Annotated in this window: 17 protein-coding genes; 5 read left to right on the top strand and 12 right to left on the bottom strand. The window is 39.4% G+C overall.

Going from position 1 to position 19,695, the window contains the following annotated elements; all coding sequences use genetic code 11:
- Position 1 precedes the first annotated feature (1 nt).
- The 5 genes from truB to pcrA form a co-directional block, all read right to left on the bottom strand.
- Positions 2 to 907: a tRNA pseudouridine(55) synthase TruB gene (gene truB / locus P3G65_RS04575; protein ID WP_019292499.1), complete on the bottom strand. Its 906-nt coding sequence runs from the start codon at positions 905 to 907 to the stop codon at positions 2 to 4.
- Between the two features lie 126 nt (positions 908 to 1,033).
- Positions 1,034 to 1,486, bottom strand: coding sequence for a VOC family protein (locus P3G65_RS04570; RefSeq protein ID WP_004258242.1), 453 nt, complete (start codon positions 1,484 to 1,486; stop codon positions 1,034 to 1,036).
- Positions 1,487 to 1,574: 88 nt separating this feature from the next.
- Positions 1,575 to 2,831, bottom strand: coding sequence for a multidrug efflux MFS transporter Mdt(A) (mdt(A), locus tag P3G65_RS04565; RefSeq protein WP_019292498.1), 1,257 nt, complete (start codon positions 2,829 to 2,831; stop codon positions 1,575 to 1,577).
- 197 nt (positions 2,832 to 3,028) lie between these two features.
- Complete coding sequence (locus P3G65_RS04560) at positions 3,029 to 3,595, bottom strand: DNA-3-methyladenine glycosylase I (protein WP_019292497.1); 567 nt, start codon at positions 3,593 to 3,595, stop codon at positions 3,029 to 3,031.
- 3 nt (positions 3,596 to 3,598) lie between these two features.
- Positions 3,599 to 5,893 carry a DNA helicase PcrA gene (pcrA, locus tag P3G65_RS04555; RefSeq protein ID WP_019292496.1) on the bottom strand — a complete coding sequence of 765 codons (2,295 nt, stop codon included), beginning with the start codon at positions 5,891 to 5,893 and terminating at the stop codon, positions 3,599 to 3,601.
- A gap of 210 nt (positions 5,894 to 6,103) precedes the next feature.
- Between pcrA and P3G65_RS04550 the strand changes: the two genes are divergently transcribed.
- Positions 6,104 to 6,970, top strand: coding sequence for an ATP-binding cassette domain-containing protein (locus P3G65_RS04550; protein WP_019292495.1), 867 nt, complete (start codon positions 6,104 to 6,106; stop codon positions 6,968 to 6,970).
- Between the two features lie 12 nt (positions 6,971 to 6,982).
- Positions 6,983 to 7,750 (top strand): ABC transporter permease, encoded by a 768-nt coding sequence (locus tag P3G65_RS04545; protein ID WP_019292494.1) that lies wholly within the window; start codon positions 6,983 to 6,985, stop codon positions 7,748 to 7,750.
- A 43-nt stretch (positions 7,751 to 7,793) separates the two neighbouring features.
- Here P3G65_RS04545 and P3G65_RS04540 read toward each other — a convergent pair whose 3' ends face one another.
- The 7 genes from P3G65_RS04540 to parE form a co-directional block, all read right to left on the bottom strand.
- Entirely contained in the window at positions 7,794 to 8,525 is a 732-nt protein-coding gene (locus tag P3G65_RS04540; RefSeq protein ID WP_019292493.1) for a class A sortase, read from the bottom strand.
- A gap of 11 nt (positions 8,526 to 8,536) precedes the next feature.
- Positions 8,537 to 9,607: an FAD:protein FMN transferase gene (locus P3G65_RS04535; protein ID WP_019292492.1), complete on the bottom strand. Its 1,071-nt coding sequence runs from the start codon at positions 9,605 to 9,607 to the stop codon at positions 8,537 to 8,539.
- A gap of 1 nt (position 9,608) precedes the next feature.
- Positions 9,609 to 12,080: a DNA gyrase subunit A gene (gyrA, locus tag P3G65_RS04530; RefSeq protein WP_284071342.1), complete on the bottom strand. Its 2,472-nt coding sequence runs from the start codon at positions 12,078 to 12,080 to the stop codon at positions 9,609 to 9,611.
- A gap of 159 nt (positions 12,081 to 12,239) precedes the next feature.
- A complete protein-coding gene (gene parC / locus P3G65_RS04525) occupies positions 12,240 to 14,723 on the bottom strand; it encodes a DNA topoisomerase IV subunit A (RefSeq protein ID WP_284071341.1) in 2,484 nt (827 codons plus the stop codon).
- Between the two features lie 45 nt (positions 14,724 to 14,768).
- Entirely contained in the window at positions 14,769 to 15,230 is a 462-nt protein-coding gene (locus tag P3G65_RS04520; RefSeq protein WP_019292489.1) for a GNAT family N-acetyltransferase, read from the bottom strand.
- 2 nt (positions 15,231 to 15,232) lie between these two features.
- A complete protein-coding gene (locus P3G65_RS04515) occupies positions 15,233 to 16,075 on the bottom strand; it encodes a PolC-type DNA polymerase III (RefSeq protein WP_019292488.1) in 843 nt (280 codons plus the stop codon).
- A gap of 23 nt (positions 16,076 to 16,098) precedes the next feature.
- Positions 16,099 to 18,036, bottom strand: coding sequence for a DNA topoisomerase IV subunit B (gene parE, locus P3G65_RS04510; RefSeq protein WP_019292487.1), 1,938 nt, complete (start codon positions 18,034 to 18,036; stop codon positions 16,099 to 16,101).
- 229 nt (positions 18,037 to 18,265) lie between these two features.
- On the opposite strand from parE, the gene plsY reads away from it, so the two are divergent.
- From plsY to nrdI, 3 genes are all read left to right on the top strand, one after another.
- The gene (gene plsY / locus P3G65_RS04505) at positions 18,266 to 18,904 is read left to right on the top strand and encodes a glycerol-3-phosphate 1-O-acyltransferase PlsY (protein WP_019292486.1); all 639 of its coding nucleotides are present in this window, start codon (positions 18,266 to 18,268) and stop codon (positions 18,902 to 18,904) included.
- A 108-nt stretch (positions 18,905 to 19,012) separates the two neighbouring features.
- Positions 19,013 to 19,231, top strand: a complete 219-nt coding sequence (gene nrdH, locus P3G65_RS04500) for a glutaredoxin-like protein NrdH (RefSeq protein ID WP_019292485.1) — start codon at positions 19,013 to 19,015, stop codon at positions 19,229 to 19,231.
- Positions 19,228 to 19,647, top strand: coding sequence for a class Ib ribonucleoside-diphosphate reductase assembly flavoprotein NrdI (gene nrdI / locus P3G65_RS04495; RefSeq protein WP_019292484.1), 420 nt, complete (start codon positions 19,228 to 19,230; stop codon positions 19,645 to 19,647). The genes nrdH and nrdI overlap by 4 nt, the downstream gene beginning before the upstream one ends.
- Positions 19,648 to 19,695 lie beyond the last annotated feature (48 nt).

Below are 19,695 nucleotides of genomic sequence, written 5' to 3'. Positions count from 1 at the left end.
TTTAATTTATTACCTTATTTGGTTTTAATATTCCTGGTTTTTCGGGATGTCTCATATAGACAGCAATCAATTGATCTTGATAAAAGAAAGAAAAACGTGTGGCTTCGCCAAGCTTAGCAAACTCAGCTTCTTCAAACTTTTTACCCACGCGTACTGCTGCTGCTTGTTCGTCTGTCACATCAAGGCGTGGCAAGTCAGAGACTGCGACTTCGTTTGGCTGTAATATTTCATCAAGTTTTTCAGCCTTAACTAAAGTCTCAATCTGCTCCAAAGTCAGTGCATCAGCAATATGCAAACCGTTAGCTGCAGTCCGCTGTAATTTAGACATATGCCCCGCATAGCCCAAAGCATCAGAGAGATCAACTGCCAAAGTACGAATATAAGTACCTTTGCTACAAGCTACACGAAACGTAAATCGTGCGCAGCCCTTTTCAAAAGTCACTGGACTTGTCCGCGTAAATGATTTGATGGTAACCTTTCGTATGGGACGCTCAACCATTTGCCCAGCCCGTGCATATTCGTAAAGGCGCTTGCCTTTCACTTTAACTGCTGAATACATAGGTGGGACCTGTTGAATCTCCCCGACAAAACGTGTCATTACCTCATCAATTTCTTCGTCTGAGAGGGTTGATGGCACAGGTGTAGTTTCAATGACTTCACCTTCAGCATCCTCTGTTTCTGTAGAGAAACCGATTGTCACTTCGCCTTCGTATACTTTCCCCGCCTCTTCCATGTATTCCAGAAGGCGAGTGGCTTTACCAACAGCTACAGGGAGAACTCCTGTCACTTGTGGATCAAGCGTTCCTCCGTGGCCGATTTTTTTTGTTTTTAAAATTCCTCGAAGTTTAGCAACAACATCAAAAGATGTCCAGCCCGCTTCTTTATATACATTTAAAATTCCATTCATAGATACATAATTATAGCACTTTTTCAGACTTATTTCAGATAAAGGAGCGCTTCAATTTAAAATATTTACATAAAAATAACGTAGCATTTTCTGCTACGTTAAAATACAAGTGAACTTTGCCCGTTTTTACATTTCTCCAAGTTTAGAGTAAGGTTGCGCATGCAACATCCATCGTACGCCATATTTATCAGTAAAATCGCCCATAGCGCCGCCCCAGAATTGTTCTTCAAAAGGCATATTTATTGTCACTTTTCCTGAATCAGATAAGTGTTTCCAAAATTCCTGCGCTTCTGCCATCGCCTCTTTATCTTCTGAATTAAGATCTAATAAGATCGATATTCCTGTATAACTTAAAGCTTCATGTTGAAAATTATCTGCTGCCATAATAGTCGTTCCTAAGATATCAAACTGACTGTGCATTGTCATTTCTGCTGCTTGTTCTTCAGATAAACCAAATTCTTTTGCCTGTTCAGCAGCAACAGGAACACGGCGGATATTTTTTGCACCAAGAACTTCTTCATAGTAAGCAAGTGCTTCTTTGGTATTATTAAGAGCAATATAAGGATGTATGTTAGCCATAAGCGCCTCTTTCTTTTTTATACTTGCTATTGTGATACCTTCATTTTATCATAAGGAAGCTCTTTCAACTATTGATTTGACATTTATTTCATTGTCCTTCATTTTCTAACTTTCTTTGCAAATGTTTATCATAGTTCCGAACTGAGGGCGTACAATATAATAGAGCTGCAGCTAATATGCCTCCAAAGCCTGCAATCACAAGCATGTTTTGAACACCTATGGATTCCGCTACTGGAGCTGCGAAGATTAGCCCAACTGGTCCGGCAATACTCATCAATGCAGAGACTATTCCCATAACCCGTCCTAAGTATTGGGCTTCAAATGATTGCTGCGTGATTGCCATATTCATTGTGGTATAAATCTGTCCCACAATTCCAGCAAAAACATTCAAAACAAGGAAAACCCAAAACCCGTTCATATTGCCAGGAAGAAAGCCTGAACCACCGATGCTCAAGCCAACGATAAGATAAGCCGCAATAATCCAGGGCATACGGTCCTTAGTTTTTCCAAAAATACCAACAGCAAAAGAGCCAATCAGCATCGCAGCAGCAAATAGAACTTCAACCCAACCCGCGTGGACAATCGTGCCGCCAAAATATTTTGTGGTCACTAGAGGATAAAGACTCATTGCAGGCATAAAAAGTAACATAAATAGGGCACCGATGAGTGTCATTTTCCACATCGGTTTATTCTCACGGAGAATTTTAAACCCTTCAAGCGTATCCCTAATCACAGAGATCTTTTCGCCCTGTGAAGCGACTTCTGGTATCCTGACTAAAAGCAACATTCCAGCACCAAGAATGAAGCCAATCACATCAAGTAAAATAACCCAATGAATCGGCATAGTTGCTACCATGAAAGCTCCAATCCCAGGTGAAACAATAAATATCAAAGATTGAATAATACCGAACTGTCCGTTGACTCGAGTAATTTCGTCTTCTGGTACCATTGTGGGCATAATAGATTGGACTGTTGGCATCTGAGCGGTCTGTGCAACCGCACGAATACCAATAGTCACAAAGACCATCCAAAGTGGATAAACATCATTATTAATCCCGTAAATAAAAAGACCCAAGGCTATTACTGCCACCACAGCATCATATGAAATAAGTAAGAACTTCTTGTTGATACGGTCAATGAATGGCCCAACAAACGGGCTTAGAAGCGCCATTGGTAACATACCTACAAGTGTAGCAATTGCAAGGACAGATTCTTCACCTGTTTCAAGGGTCAAATACCAAATAATCGCATACTGGACAATCATTGAAGTCACGCCCGTTAGGAGCTGACCTATCAAAAACAAATAAAAATTTTTCCGCCAATTTGGCGGGACTGATGTGTTCATAGAGTTCCTTTTTCTATATTTTCTTTAAGGAGCCTAAAATTTTATCCGTAATCCAAACAGATATTCTTCTCCTTTTTAAATATTAGCATATCAAAAAAGGAAGAGTTCTCAAAGCAATTCAAACCTTAACCTTTAGTATTTTGCTGATTATTAAGAAGCATCAAAAAGCGCCTGATAAATGTCAGACGCTCCTCTTTCTACAACAGCTCTTTATTACGGAAACAATAATCCGCATGGTCATTAATCACGCCTACAGCTTGAAGATAAGCATAGATTATTCTTGGACCAACAAATTTCATTCCTCTTTTCTTCATGTCTTTAGACATAGCTTCAGCTAAAGCATTGGTAACAGGTACTTGGCTCTCATCAGTAATTTGATGTTGCAACACTTGACCTTCTGAGAAAGACCAAATATATTTATCCAAAGAACCGAATTCTTTCTGAAGTTCTAAAACTTTTTGAGCGTTATTTACTGCAGCTGCTATCTTTAGCTTGTTGCGGATAATTCCCGCATTTTGGCGGAGTTCTTCTTCCTTTTCCTTACTATAGCTGGCTACTTTTTCAATCTCAAACTGATCATAAGCTTTATAGAAGCTTTCTTGTTTGTTTAAAATGGTTGACCAAGAGAGGCCTGCTTGATTCATATCTAAAACGAGTTTTGCAAAAAGCTCTTGATCGTCATGGACCGGAGTACCCCAATATGTATCATGATAATGAATCATCTTCTCCGAAGAAAGACACCACTTGCATCGCTTCTTATCCATTTACTACTCCTTTTTCTCAATTGGTGCCATTGCAGCCAAAAGACGTTTCATACCCACTTCAGGAAACTTAATTTTCAGCTCCATATTCTTACCGGTTCCAGTAACAGCTAACACAATGCCTTCGCCCCATTTGCGATGGACGGCAGTATCTCCAATCGTCCAATCTTCTGTAGCTACATCTGCTTTTTCAATCACATGTGATGCTCCAGAATTGACTGCAGCTTTACGTTGATGAAGAGCATCTGTCATGGACATGCCAGTACCAAATCGTGTCGCACCTCCAGCCATTTTATAACTAGCATTGAAGCTTGAATTGGCCTTACGTGCAATCCCTCCATAGTCCAATAACTCATCATCAATCTCAGAGATGAAACGGCTCGGACGATTATAGCTGGTTTTACCGTAGAGCACACGTTGATTTGCATTGGTCATATAAAGAAATTCTTCGGCGCGCGTGATTCCCACATAGGCAAGACGACGTTCCTCTTCCAATTCATCAGGATCATCATTAACACGTGAAAGTGGAAAGATATTTTCTTCCATCCCAATAAGAAATACAACAGGAAATTCTAGACCCTTTGCAGCATGTAAGGTCATCATAGTAACCGCGTCACTCGCTTCTTCGTATTCATCCACCTCAGAAAGAAGACTCACTTCATTAAGGAAACGACTCAAGCGGTCCAAACCGGTTTCCTTGATTGGTTCTCCAGTCATTTCATCTAGTGGTACTTCTGATTTTTCATCAAAATTCTTTGTCACGGAGAGAAATTCTTCGATATTCTCAATCCGTGTCTGAGCTTCAAGATTTGCTTGCATTCGTAGGAACTTCATATAGCCCGTGCGGTCAAGCATTTCTTCAACAAGTTCCGTGATACTAGATGTTTCAATGAAGCTACGCAAGAAATCAAAAATTAGCCCAAGATTGTAGATTTCGCCAGCTGCTTTGCCTCGAATATCCGATAAAGTAATATCCAACGTTGATTCTGCTAAAGATTTACCTTGCATATCCGCAAAGTTTCTCAATTTTTCCAGAGCACTTGGACCAACACCACGTTTAGGCTCATTAACGATCCGCTCAAAACTCATATTATCTCGAGGATTGGCAATCACGTTAAGGTAAGAGATCACATCACGAATTTCTTTACGTGAGTAGAACTTTGTTCCTGCAACCATACTATAGGGAATATTTGACTTCAAAAACGCTTCTTCTATTGTACGTGATTGTGCATTTGTCCGATAAAGGACAGCAAAATCAGAATATTTCCGACCAGCTTGCACTTGCTCATTTATCGTCGAAGCTGCAAAGATTGCTTCATCCCGCTCATCATTGGCGCGGTAATAAAGGATATTCTCCCCATCATTATTTTGGGTCCATAATTTTTTAGGGCGACGATTCACATTGTTATTTATCACATTATTGGCAGCCTGTAAGATTGTTTTTGTAGAACGATAATTTTCTTCAAGTAAAACAACTTTCGCATCGGGATAATCTTTTTCAAAGTCAAGAATATTCTGCATATCTGCACCACGCCAGCCATAGATTGATTGGTCAGCATCACCAACGACACAAATATTTTTAAAACGTTGAGCCATTAACTTGACGAGCTGATATTGCGCATGGTTAGTATCTTGATATTCATCCACATGGATATATTGAAATTTACCTTGATAATAGGCTAAAACATCTGGGTTTTTATCAAAAAGACGTAAGGTTTGCATGATTAAATCATCGAAATCCATCGACTCCGCTTTACGCAGTTCTGCCTGATAGGTTTTATAAACACGGGCTGTCAGTAACTCATAAGGATTACGCGCATTGATTTGTCCTTCGTAAGCTTCTGGATCTAGAAGGTCATTTTTAGCGTTTGAAATTGTATTAAGGAGCGTTTTAGGTTCCCATTTTTTAGGATCCAAGTTTGCTTCTTTTAAAATACGCTTCATCAAGGTTTTTTGTTCCCCTGGATCAATAATCGTAAAGTTTCGGTTATAACCAATATGGTCAGCATCACGTCGGAGGATTCGGACACACATAGAGTGAAATGTTGCAATTAATGTATCTTGAGCTGCCGGGGTTAAATTAAGCGCACGTTCTCTCATCTCACGCGCAGCTTTGTTGGTAAAGGTAATCGCCAAAATATTCCAAGGATTCACCATTTTTTCATCGATAAGATAAGCAATGCGGTGTGTCAAAACACGGGTTTTTCCTGAGCCCGCGCCTGCCATGATTAAAAGTGGTCCTTCTGTAGTTTGTACTGCTTCTGCTTGTTTTTCATTCATTCCATTTAATAAAGGATTCATTTATTCTCTCAATTCCAGTCTAGTCTTGCTCTCCTATTATAACAAAAGAGGACCTATCCTGCACATCTGTTTTCCCTAAATTCTTTTTCATTAAATGTAATGACTCTCGCAATAATCAAAGCTGTAAATATGGTATTACACTCTATGGATTGGCTTGTAAAAGCAACGCACACATGATAGAATTATTCATAAAATGAAAGAAGGAAAAACATGACGCTGAACATCCAAAACCTCCGCTTCTCTTACCAAGCGCACAATGTCCTGAATTTATCCTCTGTGTCTTTTGACCAAGGAAAAATTTATGGGATTGTGGGAAGAAATGGTGTCGGAAAAACGACATTTTTTAAAACGCTGACTAATATTATTACCAACTATTCCGGTAGCATCGAAATTGATGGGAAGAATATTAAAGAAAATCCTAAAGTACTTACTTCTGTCGGTATTGTTCTTGATGATATGGAACTTTATAAAAACTACTCAGGTTGGTTTAATCTTCGCTACTTTGGTGGGCTACGTGGAAATTTTGATGAAGAGAGAACCCGCATCTTAGCTAAAGAATTAAATATTTACGATAACCTGAACGAAAAAGTAAGCCGTTATTCTTTAGGAATGAATAAAAAGTTGATTCTTCTGATTTCCCTGATGAGCGATGCGAATATTCTCATTTTTGACGAGCCTTTCCGTGGCTTAGATAAAAAAACAGTCGAATGGTTTAAACATTACTTGCTTCATTTAAAAACAGAGGGACGAATGATTCTTATTTCAAGTCATGTTCAAGAAGACATTGAAACTCTAGCCGATGAAGTTTTAGTCCTAGAAAATGGTAATTTTGTTGAAAAATTCGATCTTCATAAGAAGAATCAGACCTATATTTACCGTGTACAAACAAATCAGCCTCAAGCGCTTCACACCTTCCTAACGGAGTTACAAGTTAAGTTTTCACAACAATCCGAAAACTGGACTATTTTTGAAATGAATGAAGACAAGTATCGTGAATTCTTCAAGGAAGCTGTAGCTCAAGATATTGAGTTTTATCAGATTAAAAAAGAAAGCAAGTTCATTGAACTTGTGAAATAGGAGGAACTCAGTATGAATGCCAAAAATATTTTTAAAATGGAAATGTATAAAAACATAAAGGATAAAACTTACATGATAGTCCTTGCCGTATTCATTTCTTTAAGTTTACTGCTTAACTTTTCATGGTTAGCTGTCAGTTTGACAAACATTGATTTTCAAAACTTTCCCATCCTCCTCACCTTTCTTTCGATTACGACTGTCTTTGCCGTCATTGGGTTAGCTATCTTTTCCCTCTTATATCCTTTTCATCTGCTCAATATTGATTATAAAAACAAGGTCATGAGTTTGATGATTGCAAGTGGAGTCTCTCGGGTCAAATATTACTTTGTCAAGATTGGCACAACAATTTTGACTCAATTAATTGCTCTTTTTCTTGTCTTAGTTGTCCCCTTTGTCACCTTCTTTATCTTCAACCAAGAAACGGTCTTTTCTCTCTTTCGATCGCTTGACTTACTCGTTCATTCTGCCGATATTTTTATGGGACTTCTTTCTTATATTTTAGGACTCGTAGCTATGATGGTAACAATGGCTTTAGCCGTTATTATCACGCGCGGAAGAACATCAGGTTTATTTGTATACATTGCTTTTAATTTCACCTCTCGTATTCTTCAAACAGTCTTAATGAGTCTATTTTTCCTCTTCCTTGCACAAGTAGGAACTTCAGACTTTAGTTCTACCTTTGTAAGTAATAACAGTCTCTTCAGTATTGGTTATCATATTATAGAAATCTTAGTTTTCGGCCTCATTGGTATTTTCTATCTTCGCAAACAGGATTTATAAAAATATCGAAAAAACTCCCAGAGCATTTCTGGAAGTTTTTTTATTAAAGTACTTGATTATAACTGCGGTCAAAAGCAGATTTCATCTCTTGTGTCGCAGCATCGTAAGCAACTTTTTTCTCAAATGTACCATGTACAATAATTCGATTTACAGCTTCTGGATCAGCACAGGTTACCAAGGTAATCTCCGTTTTTCCTGGTGTATCATCGATTACCTCTGAATGTTCTGGAGAAACGACAGATATTTTGTTGATACGATATTGATAGATATTATTTTTGTCCGTGACGTAAATAATCATCCCCTCTTTCGCACGTTCAAGCGGGGTAAAGAGTAGGCTAACATCGCTGCTAAAACCAGTGACGTTATGGCTGGCTAAAGCATAATTTCCTTGCCCCATCACTTGGTCTTCCTTCATCGTACCCGCTCCAAAAGCAAGGTTCTCATTTGCTAAGCCTTTGAAAATTGGCAGATTAATGCCAACATCTGGAATTGCAATACCTCCAATGACTGGCATGGGTTGACGGTTTAACTGGTTACGTACCACTTGTTCAAAACTAATCGACTCTACACTGTCAAAGTCAAAGTTGCCCTTTACTTCTTTGTTTTCTTTAATCGTTTCCCGCGTCACATTATTTATCTGATAATGCGCCGTATTTCTGCCGATTAACCAGTTTCGGATAGGTTTGTTAAAAACAAGGATTAAACCCACAAGAAAGAGAACCAAAATAAGCAAATTAACTAGCACGCGTTTCCAACTCTTACTTTTTTTCGCCATGTTGCCTCTTTCTATTTTAAGTCTTTAATTTGACCTATCTTATAGTTTTCACTGGTTAAGTCAAATTTATCTTTTAAGCCATCCGTAATATAGAGCTTGTTATCTTTATCCACAAATACAGCTTGAACATTTTTCAGGCTTTCGACATATTCATAACCTTTTTTGGTTCCCATAGCGTAAATCATAGTAGATAAACCATCACCATTTGTAGCATCATCACCAGAAATTAAAAGAGTGATACTAGCAATATCATTGTCAAATGGGAAGCCCGTTTTAGGGTTAAGGATATGAGAGTAGCGATGCTCATCCACTTCTAAATAACGTTCATAGATACCTGAAGTATTTACATGTTGATCACTTGCTTTTAAAATTCCCAACTGCGATTTTTCTGGATCATTGGGGTCTTTTATAGCAATAGTCCACGCATCATTTGTTTGACGTGGAGAATGTCCAATCACGTAGATAGAACTTGATCCCAAATCGACAATACCAGTGGTTACGCCATTATTTTTAAGACTTTCAACCATCTTCATGGCTGTATAGCCTTTAGCTATTGAACCTAAATCTAAGCGGGCACCTTTTTGACTTAAATAGACGGTACTGTCTTTTTCATTAAACTGGATAAATTGATAATTAATCAGAGGTAGGACCTTGTCTATCTCATCTTGTGAAGGTTTTCGTGCATCAGGAAAGCCTATATTCCAGAGCTTGCTCAAAGGACCTATGGTAATATCATAGCCCATATCCTTAGCAGAATAGTTATAGCCTAGCTTGATTAATTGATAAATTTCAGAATTTACTTTGACAGGTTTAATACCAGCATTGTCATTGATTTTATCGACAACTGACTTTGCTTGATCTACAGATACCCAATCGTTATATTTCTCAGCGATATTTAAAGCTTCTTCAACCGCTTTTTCCTTACCTTTATCGTAGACAGTGACTTGGATGTAGGTTCCCATTGTTGTGGCATCTTTTTTGATTGGCTGCTCTAAAAGATCACGGGTCTCCTTATTTGAACTACAAGCTGCCAGTAAAAAGATACTGACAGCTGCAGTTAAGAATATAAATAATTTTTTCATTTTATTCTTCCGTATTTGAAGCTCTCTCTGCCTCGTTTATTTCTTCCTCTTCCTGTTCAGGTTCAACCAGAGCAAATGTCACAATTTGTGCATCATCATCCAAACGCATGATTTTCACTCCTTGCGCTGCACGACCCGTTTGTGAGATATTATCAACACTTGTACGAATCACAACACCTGTATCAGTAATGACCATAATATCTTCATCACCATTGATAGCAGTCAAACCGGCAAGTTTACCTGTGCGGTCAGTGATGTTCATGACTTTAATCCCTTTACCACCACGACCTTTAACAGGATATTCACTCGCAATCGTTCTCTTACCTAAACCTTTTTCAGAAATCACTAAGACTTCCTGTTCATCATGAACAATCGCTGTACCAACAACAAAGTCGCCTTCACGCAGGCTGACACCTTTAACACCCGTAGCAGAACGGCCCATATCGCGTACTACAGCTTCCTCAAAGCGTACGGAGAAGCCATTATGCGTTCCGATAATGATGTTTTCTTTACCTGATGTGAGTAGAACATTGATAAGCTCGTCACCTTCACGAAGATTTAGAGCTTTGAGACCGTTAGTTCGGATATTAGCAAATTGTTGGGTATTGGTACGTTTGACTAAGCCTTTACGTGTTGTAAAGAACAGATATCTTTCTTCGTCTGACTTCACAACATTAATAATTGTTTGAATCTTTTCACCTTCATCAAGTTTTAAAAGATTGACGATAGGCAAGCCTTTAGCAGCACGACCGTATTCTGGGATTTCATAGCCCTTCATTCGATAGACACGTCCAAGATTAGTAAAGAAGAGCAAATGATCGTGTGTACTTGTTGATACCAGATGTTGTACAAAATCATCGTCGGACATGTTCATGCCCTGAACACCACGTCCACCACGTTTTTGTGCACGGAATTCGTCATTGCTAAGACGTTTGATATATCCCTTATTTGAGAGAGTGATAAGAACATCTTCTTCCTCAATCAAATCTTCGTCTTCCAGATTCAAGACTTCCCCAACCAAAAGCTCTGTGCGACGTTTGTCTGCAAATTTACGTCTAATTTCACCTAATTCTTCTCGAATAATAGCTTTAACACGTTCTGGTTTAGCCAAGATATCTGCCAAATCAGCAATCAAGGCAATAAGCTCTTGATACTCATTTTCAATCTTGTCACGTTCCAAACCTGTCAAACGGCGCAAACGCATATCCAAGATAGCTTGCGATTGCTTGTCTGACAGTTGGAATTCGTCCATCATCGCTTTTTGAGCAATTGCATCTGTTGCAGATTCACGGATAATAGTAATCATACGATCAATGTTATCCAAGGCTATACGCAAACCTTCTAAGATGTGAGCACGAGCTTCTGCACGAGCTTTATCAAAGCGTGTACGACGTTCTACAACTTCGATTTGATGCTCAATGTAGTCAGTCAAGATTTGTTTCAATGACAGAATCTTTGGCGTACCCTTTTCAATGGCCAACATATTAAAACCAAAGGATGTTTGAAGCTGTGTAAGTTTGAACAAGTTGTTCAAAATCACGTGTGCCGATGCATCGCGACGGACTTCAACCACTAAACGTACACCTTCACGGCTTGACTCATCACGACAGGCTGTAATACCTTCAATACGCTTTTCTTGTGCCAAACGAACAATATGCTCATGAACTTTTGACTTATTGACCATATAAGGGAACTCAGTAACTACAATGCGTTCCTTACCTCCAGGTAATTCCTCAATTTCTGTCTTCGCACGAAGCGTAATTGAGCCTTTACCTGTTTCATAAGCACGGCGAATACCAGATTTACCCATGACTAGAGCACCAGTAGGAAAGTCTGGCCCAGGTAATACTTCCATCAAATCACGTGTTGTCGCCTCTGGATTTTCCATCAGCAAGTCAACCGCATCAATTGTTTCTCCTAAGTTATGAGGTGGAATATTTGTCGCCATCCCAACGGCAATCCCCGTTGTTCCGTTAACCAAAAGGTTCGGAAAACGTGCCGGAAGTACTTCTGGTTCTCGTTCCGTTCCGTCATAGTTATCAACGAAGTCAACAGTGTTTTTGTTGATGTCACGAAGCATTTCCAAGGCAATTTTTGACATGCGTGCTTCGGTATAACGTTGAGCGGCAGCGCCATCTCCATCCATGGAACCAAAGTTCCCATGCCCGTCAACCAGCATGTGGCGATAGCTCCACCACTGAGCCATACGTACCATGGCCTCATAAATCGACCTGTCTCCATGTGGGTGATATTTACCCATGACATCCCCGGTAATACGGGCAGATTTTTTATGTGGCTTATCAGGCGTTGTACCAAGCTCGTTCATTCCGTAAAGAATGCGGCGATGAACCGGCTTCAAACCATCGCGTACATCAGGTAGGGCACGTGCCACAATAACTGACATTGCATAGTCACGAAAGCTGGTTTTCATCTCCTCAGCAAGATTGACATTTATGATATTTTTATCTTCCATGTTCTCCTCTTTCAATGTATAAACACTGTCTCTATTATACCATAATTTCTTATTGTTTACAGGTGTTTTTAAATCTTTTGAATATACTTTTTCCTTGTAAATCAGGCTTATTTTGACAGTATTTCTAAATAAAAAAATAATCCTCATTGAGGATCATTTTTATTTTATTTTTGCTTCAATCACACGATCAATATCTTCGGCTAAGGGATGGCCATTGCTTGCACGATCGGATAAATTCAAGTCTGTCAGTTCTGTTTGATAGACTTTACCCACTGCTGAAGTTACCTCCAAAATCTGGCTCTTATCAGTTGGCGTATCTTCTGCTTCTGCAGGACTGAAAAGATCAACTGTCTCTGAAAGTGGTGTCTTATCAGTATTGATCACACTACCTGCTGAGAATACGGTATGCGGATTGGTCTTCAAAGGACGTAAAACCTGTAGGCCACGATTTGCTCGACTTGTTTCCGGAATATCCTCAGATTTTACCCGCTTGATAAAGCCACGTTGTGTGAGTAGATACCAACTGTCTGTTTGCACAAAGAAGGCAGCCTTGACCAAATCTCCTGCTTTAAGATTCATTGCCTTAACACCAGCTGCTTTAGCCCCCACAACTGGAATTTCTGAGATGTTAAAGCGAAGGGCGTAGCCATTTCCAGAAATCAACATCACATCTTCATCACCTTTAACAATCGGTGCGATGGTTACAATACTGTCTTTGTCCCCTTTGAGTTTCCCGTAAACCATTGACTTAGAGCGGTATGTCCGCCAAGGTTTAAAGGAATCAAGTTCAACTTGCTTGATTTGACCAGCTGCTGTAACTACCATGTAATTTTCGCCAGTCTCAAAATTATCAAGTACTTGTGCAAAGATAATTTCTTCATCGCTGGCAAAATTGTTCAAAGTTTGGGAGATATGCTCGCCAATATCCTTCCAGCGGACATCAGACAATTCATGGACTGGACGATAAATAACATTTCCAAGACTGGTAAACATCAGCAGGTGCTGCGTGGTCCGTGCTCCCGCTTTAACAAAGATTAATTCATCATCCTCACGTTTACCAACTTCTTCAACATTGGAAGAGGCAAAGCTACGTGGTGATGTGCGTTTAATATAACCACCACGCGTAACTGAAACAACCGTTTCCTCTTCCGCAATCAGTTGTTGCGCCTCGATCTCTATCGTTTCAACATTATCTTGTAGTTCTGAACGTCGTTCCTTGCCAAATTTTTTCTTGACTTCACGTAACTCACGTTTCATCAAGTTATAAAGTGTACGTTCATCATTGATAATCGCACGGAGTTCTAAAATCTTAGCTTCAAGTTCGGCTTGTTCATTCTCTAGAGTTACGATGTCGGTATTAGTTAAACGGTAAAGCTGCAGTGTAACTATAGCTTCTGCCTGTTCCTCACTGAAAGCATAGCTCACTTTCAAGTTTTCCTTAGCATCTGATTTGTTTTCAGATGCACGGATCAAAGCAACGACTTCATCCAAGATAGAGACCATCCGGATCAAACCTTCAACCAGATGTAATCTTTTCTCTGCTTTACTCAAGTCAAATTTTGAACGCTTAACAATAACGTCCTGACGATGGGCAATGTAAGAGCGCAGAACAGGAAGAACACCGACTTGACGTGGCGTCATATTGTCAATTGCCACCATATTGAAATTATAATTAATTTGCAAATCTGTGTTTTTATAGAGGTAGTTAAGCACCAGCTGACTATTGGCTTCTTTTTTCAGCTCAATAGCAATGCGTAACCCTTCACGATCGGATTCATCACGCACTTCAGAAATCCCAGGCACTTTGGCATTTACTCGCACATCATCAATCCGTTTAACCAAAGTTGCTTTGTTGATTTCATAAGGAATCTCTGTAACGACGAGTTGTTCACGACCGCCTTTAAGTTTTTCAACTTCTACTTTTGAACGGACAGCAATGCGCCCTTTGCCTGTTTCGTATGCCTTTTTGATCTCACTACGCCCTTGAATAATGGCACCTGTCGGAAAATCGGGGCCGGGCATGAAAGTCATGATTTTTTCAACATTAGCTTTAGGATGATCAATCATATAGATTGTCGCATCAATAACTTCTCCAAGATTGTGCGGCGGGATATCTGTTGCATAACCTGCCGAAATCCCCGTTGAACCGTTCACCAACAAGTTAGGAAAGCTTGCGGGAAGTACCGTTGGTTCTTTTTCCGTATCATCAAAATTCCAAGCATGAGCAACTGTATCTTTCTCAATATCTTTTAATAAATACGAAGAAATTTCTGCCAAACGTGCTTCAGTATAACGCATAGCAGCCGGTGGATCACCGTCCATTGATCCGTTATTCCCGTGCATCTCAATCAAGGGCTCAAGCATTTTCCAATCTTGCGACAAGCGAATCATCGCATCATAAATCGAGATGTCTCCATGAGGGTGAAAATTACCCATAACATTTCCGACAGACTTGGCAGACTTACGATAAGCTTTATCAAAAGTATTGCCATCCTTATTCATTGAATACAGGATGCGTCGTTGAACGGGTTTTAAGCCGTCTCGAATATCAGGTAGGGCACGTTCCTGAATAATGTATTTTGAATAGCGTCCAAAACGCTCGCCCATAATATCCTCTAAAGGTAGAGTTTGTATATTAGACATTAGTCCTCCAACAGTTATTTCATTTTTAAGTTTACAAAATGTTTTTTAAGAGGCAAAATCCTTTAAGTCCAAAATCATTTCAACATGTTTTATGCCATCTTCCAAAAAGGGTTCTGAATCTTCCTTGAATCCAAAAGAAGCATAGAATGCCCGGAGATAGTACTGCGCTTCAATACGCACTACAGGTTCTCGCCATGATTGAGCCAGAAACTCAAGAGCCTGTTGCATCATTTTACGCGCCGTTCCTTTGCCACGTTGGCTTTCCTTCACCAGTACACGGCCAATAGAGGCCTCAGGATAAGAAAGCCCCGCCGGTAAGATACGACAGTAGGATTGAATGGCACCTTCATCATCTTCTAACCACAAGTGCAATGACTTTTGATCCTTACCGTCGACATCTTGATAAGCACATTCTTGTTCAACAACAAAAACTTCAGAGCGGACTTGTAAAATTTTGTAGAGTTCTGATCGCGTAAGTTCTTCGAAATTTTTAATCTTCCATGCCATATTTATCCCTCTTTTTCTATTTCGTTTGTAAAGTTAGCTTTCTGCATTTCCTTCAAAAAGTCAGAATGAATGGTTACTGTCTCATTATTATAAAGCGTAGCTGTCAGACTGTAACCCGTTGAATAAGCTGCTGTTATCGCCAAGCCTGTCACCTCGAATTTTTGCCAATTTCGCTGTGTATCTCTACGATAATAAACCAAATCTTTCGTAATTGGTAAGCTCAATTTTCGGCGAACTTCTTCCGTGATTGTTGTATCTACCTCACCAAACAAATCCATTTGTAAACTTTCGTTTGATACTAGTTGCGGTTTGGGTGGACGTGACAAGTCTTGTAAGTACTGATAGAGACGGGCGGTGATAAGGCAATCATTGAGTGCATCGTGGCTGCGCAAATCAATACCTAATACATCCTTAAAGGTTTCCAACTTATAGTTGGGCATCTGCACTAATTTTTTTGCTTCAGAGAGTGTATCGTAGACTTGAAAATGAGGTGCATCACCAATCTCACAATCTACTATCGCCTGATAAAGAAAGCTGACATCAAAAGGCGCATTATGAGCCACCATCAAGCTATCCCTTGAAAAGGCTATAAAATCAGGTAAAACTTCAGCTAGAACTGGTTGCCCCAGTAAGGAAGCCGGCCAAATTCCAGTCAGTTCTGAAATTTTAGTTGGAAGATAAGAACGCGTGGGTTTGATCAACTGATTAAAGCGCGCAATTTCTTGGTGCGATTGGTCATATTTGACAGCACCAATTTGAATAATTTCATTTTTTTGAGGACTAAATCCTGTTGTCTCAAAGTCAAATACTACGTAATGCTCCACCTTATCACATTCCTTTCTCATTTTTCCTAAAAATATGCAATTACTTAAAAGACTGTGTTTTCTTCCAATGTAAACTTCACATTGTTTTCAATCCATTTACGACGAGGCTCCACCTTGTCTCCCATCAAAACTGAAACCCGTTTTTCAGCTTGCGCTGCATCATCAATAGTTACTTGAATCAATGTACGAGTTTCAGGATTCATAGTTGTCTCCCACAGCTGGTCAGCATTCATTTCTCCTAGACCTTTATAACGCTGAAGCGTTGCTCCCTTGCCAAAAGTTTGACGAAGTTCTTCAAGTTCAGCATCTGTCCAAGCATAAGCAACTTTTTCTTTTTTGCCTTTACCTTGACTCATCTTATAGAGCGGTGGCAAGGCAATATAAACGTGCCCATTTTCGAGAAGAGGCTTCATGTAGCGATAGAAAAAGGTAAGAAGTAGGGTTTGGATATGTGCACCATCTGTATCCGCATCGGTCATAATAATTACTTTATCATAGTTCCGATCCGCGAGGGTAAAATCTGCTCCAACACCCGCACCAATAGTGTAAATCATTGTGTTGATTTCTTCGTTTTTAAGGATATCCTGCATTTTGGCTTTTTCAGTATTGATTACCTTACCACGCAAAGGTAAAATCGCTTGGAATTTACGGTCGCGTCCTTGTTTTGCTGAACCACCGGCAGAATCTCCTTCGACAAGGTAGAGTTCATTTTTATTAGGATTTTTAGTTTGTGCTGGTGTTAATTTCCCTGAAAGAAGTCCTTTGTCTTTCTTATTCTTTTTACCTGTTCGAGATTCTTCACGTGCTTTGCGTGCTGCTTCACGTGCTTCACGCGCTTTAATCGCCTTACGAATTAAATTTTGTGCCAGTTCACCATTCTCCAAAAGATAGAAAGTCAATTTTTCAGAGACCAGAGCATCAACTGCTGGACGTGCTAAGGGTGACCCAAGTTTATCTTTCGTTTGCCCTTCAAACTGCAAGTATTCTTCTGGTACAAGAATAGAGAGAACAGCTGTCAGCCCTTCACGATAGTCTGAGCCTTCGAGATTTTTATCCTTGTCTTTGAGTAAACCTGTTTTTCTGGCATAATCATTCATGGCTTTGGTCAAGGCCGTTTTAAGTCCAGCTTCATGTGTTCCGCCATCCTTTGTCCGAACATTGTTAACAAAAGAAAGGATATTTTCCGAATAACCATCATTATATTGTAAAGCTACTTCTACTTGGAAAGAATCTTGTTCCCCTGCAAAATATAAAACGGGTGTGAGCGTATCCTTATCCTCATTGAGGTAGTCTACAAAATCTTGTACGCCATTTTCATAGTGGAATTCTTCCTTAACTTCCTCTTCTCCACGCTGATCTGTAAGCGAGAGAGTGACGTCTTTCAAAAGAAAGGCAGATTCGTTTAACCTTTCCGAGATTGTTTGGTATTTAAATTCAATCGTCGAAAAAATCGTCGCATCTGGCATAAAGGTAACTTTTGTCCCTGTTTTAGATTTTGGTGCCTTACCTATTTTTTCTAATGTTGTTACAGGATGTCCACCGTTCTCAAAACGTTGACGATAAACATTACCATCACGTGTAATCTCTACTTCAAGCCAGCTTGACAAGGCATTCACGACGGAAGAACCTACACCATGTAAGCCTCCGGATGTTTTGTAGCCACCTTGGCCAAACTTACCACCCGCATGAAGGACAGTAAAGATAACTTCAACAGTCGGTTTGCCTGTAGCGTGCATTCCGACAGGCATTCCACGCCCTTCATCTTCCACAGTAACAGAGCCGTCTTTATTTAATATTACCGAAATCTTTGTTCCAAAGCCTGACAAGGCTTCATCGACAGCATTATCTACAATTTCCCAAATCAAGTGATGCAAGCCTGTTGAATCCGTTGAACCAATATACATCCCTGGGCGCTTTCTTACGGCATCAAGCCCTTCCAGGACCTGAATCGCGCTGTCGTCGTAATTATTTATATCTACCATTCATTATTCTCCATTTAAGCTAGCTCTAAACCAGCAGAAATATTCATCTTTCCTATTCTACATTCTTCAAGAGCCTTTGTCAAAAGTCTTTATAAAACAAACTGAGCTTTTTTATTCCTATTACCTAAAAAAATTAAATTTGAAAAGATTTTCTTTCAAAGAATCGCTAAAAATCGTCAACTTTTATGTTATAATTGTAGAGCTATTACAAACGTAAAAGAAAGATGATATGACTATAATAATTTTATGCATCGCTGCCTACCTTATTGGAGCGATTCCTGCAGGACTTTGGATTGGAAAGATTTTCTTTAAAAAAGATCTGCACGCGTATGGTTCTGGAAATACTGGTACAACGAATACTTTCCGTATTCTTGGAAAAAAAGCTGGCATCATTGTTTTCATCTTTGACCTTCTCAAAGGTACATTGGCCACACTTCTGCCTCTCATTTTCCATGTTCATGGTGTTTCGCCACTTATTTTTGGATTGTTAGCGGTCGTTGGTCACACCATTTCCGTCTTTGACAAATTTAAAGGTGGAAAGGCTGTTGCGACTTCAGCTGGTGTTGTTCTTGGATTTAACCCCGTTTTCCTCCTTTATCTGGCCGTAGTTTTCTTCCTCGTGCTTTACCTTTTCAGCATGATTAGCCTGTCTTCTATTTTAGGAGCCATTGCTGCACTGATTGGCGTTCTTGTTTTTCCTTATTTCCACTTTATTTTACCCGATTACGATCACTTGTTTTCGGTAATAATTTTAGCCTTGGCTTCTATTATCATCGTTCGACACAAGAGTAACATTAAGAGAATAAAAAATAAAGAAGAATCTTTGGTACCATTCGGCTTAAACCTCAGCAAACAACACAATATATAGTATTTTACATAATTATAGACCACAATATCTAGTATCGATAACTTGACTAGGTATTTTTTTTATACTAAAATAAAAGAATAAAATTAATGAAAAAATTGGAGAATAATTATGGTCACTGTATACTCAAAAAACAACTGCATGCAATGTAAAATGGTAAAAAAATGGCTCACAGAACACACTGTGGACTTTGAAGAAATTAACATTGACGAAAAACCAGAATTTGTACAAACAGTGCTTGATATGGGATATCGTGCTGCCCCTGTCGTTGTCAAAGACGACGTTTCATTCTCTGGTTTTAACCCAAGCGAATTGGCAAAATTGGCATGAAATTAATCTATTTCAGTATAACTGGCCAAACACGCCGTTTTGTCAATAAAACCAATTTAGAGCATGAAGAAATTCTGCCTAACGATCCCGAATTTGAAGCAAATGAAGATTTCCTGATTATCGTCCCAAGTTATGCGGATGAAACTCCTGGAGCTGAAAAAAGCATGGACATTATGGACCCAGTCTTTGAATTTATGTCCTATGCCAATAACGCACAATACTGTAAAGGCATTGTCGGTACAGGAAATCGAAATTTTGCTTCTTTATATATATTTACCGCAAAAGAATTATCCGCTCAATTCCAAATTCCTATTGTTTACGATTTCGAATTTAATGGCACACCGAGCGATGTAGCTGCTGTCGAAGACATTGCAGCTCGATTAGAGTCTGGAGCAAACATCAGTCTCAAATCATAAATTTCACTAAAAATAAAAAATTAGCATGCGGGCGCAAAGCCCCGGAGA

It is taken from the genome of Lactococcus sp. bn62, from assembly GCF_029492705.2.
Lineage (GTDB): Bacteria > Bacillota > Bacilli > Lactobacillales > Streptococcaceae > Lactococcus > Lactococcus petauri.
The sequence above is the reverse complement of the archived record's forward strand: the minus strand, read 5'-3'. Positions and strand labels throughout refer to the sequence as shown.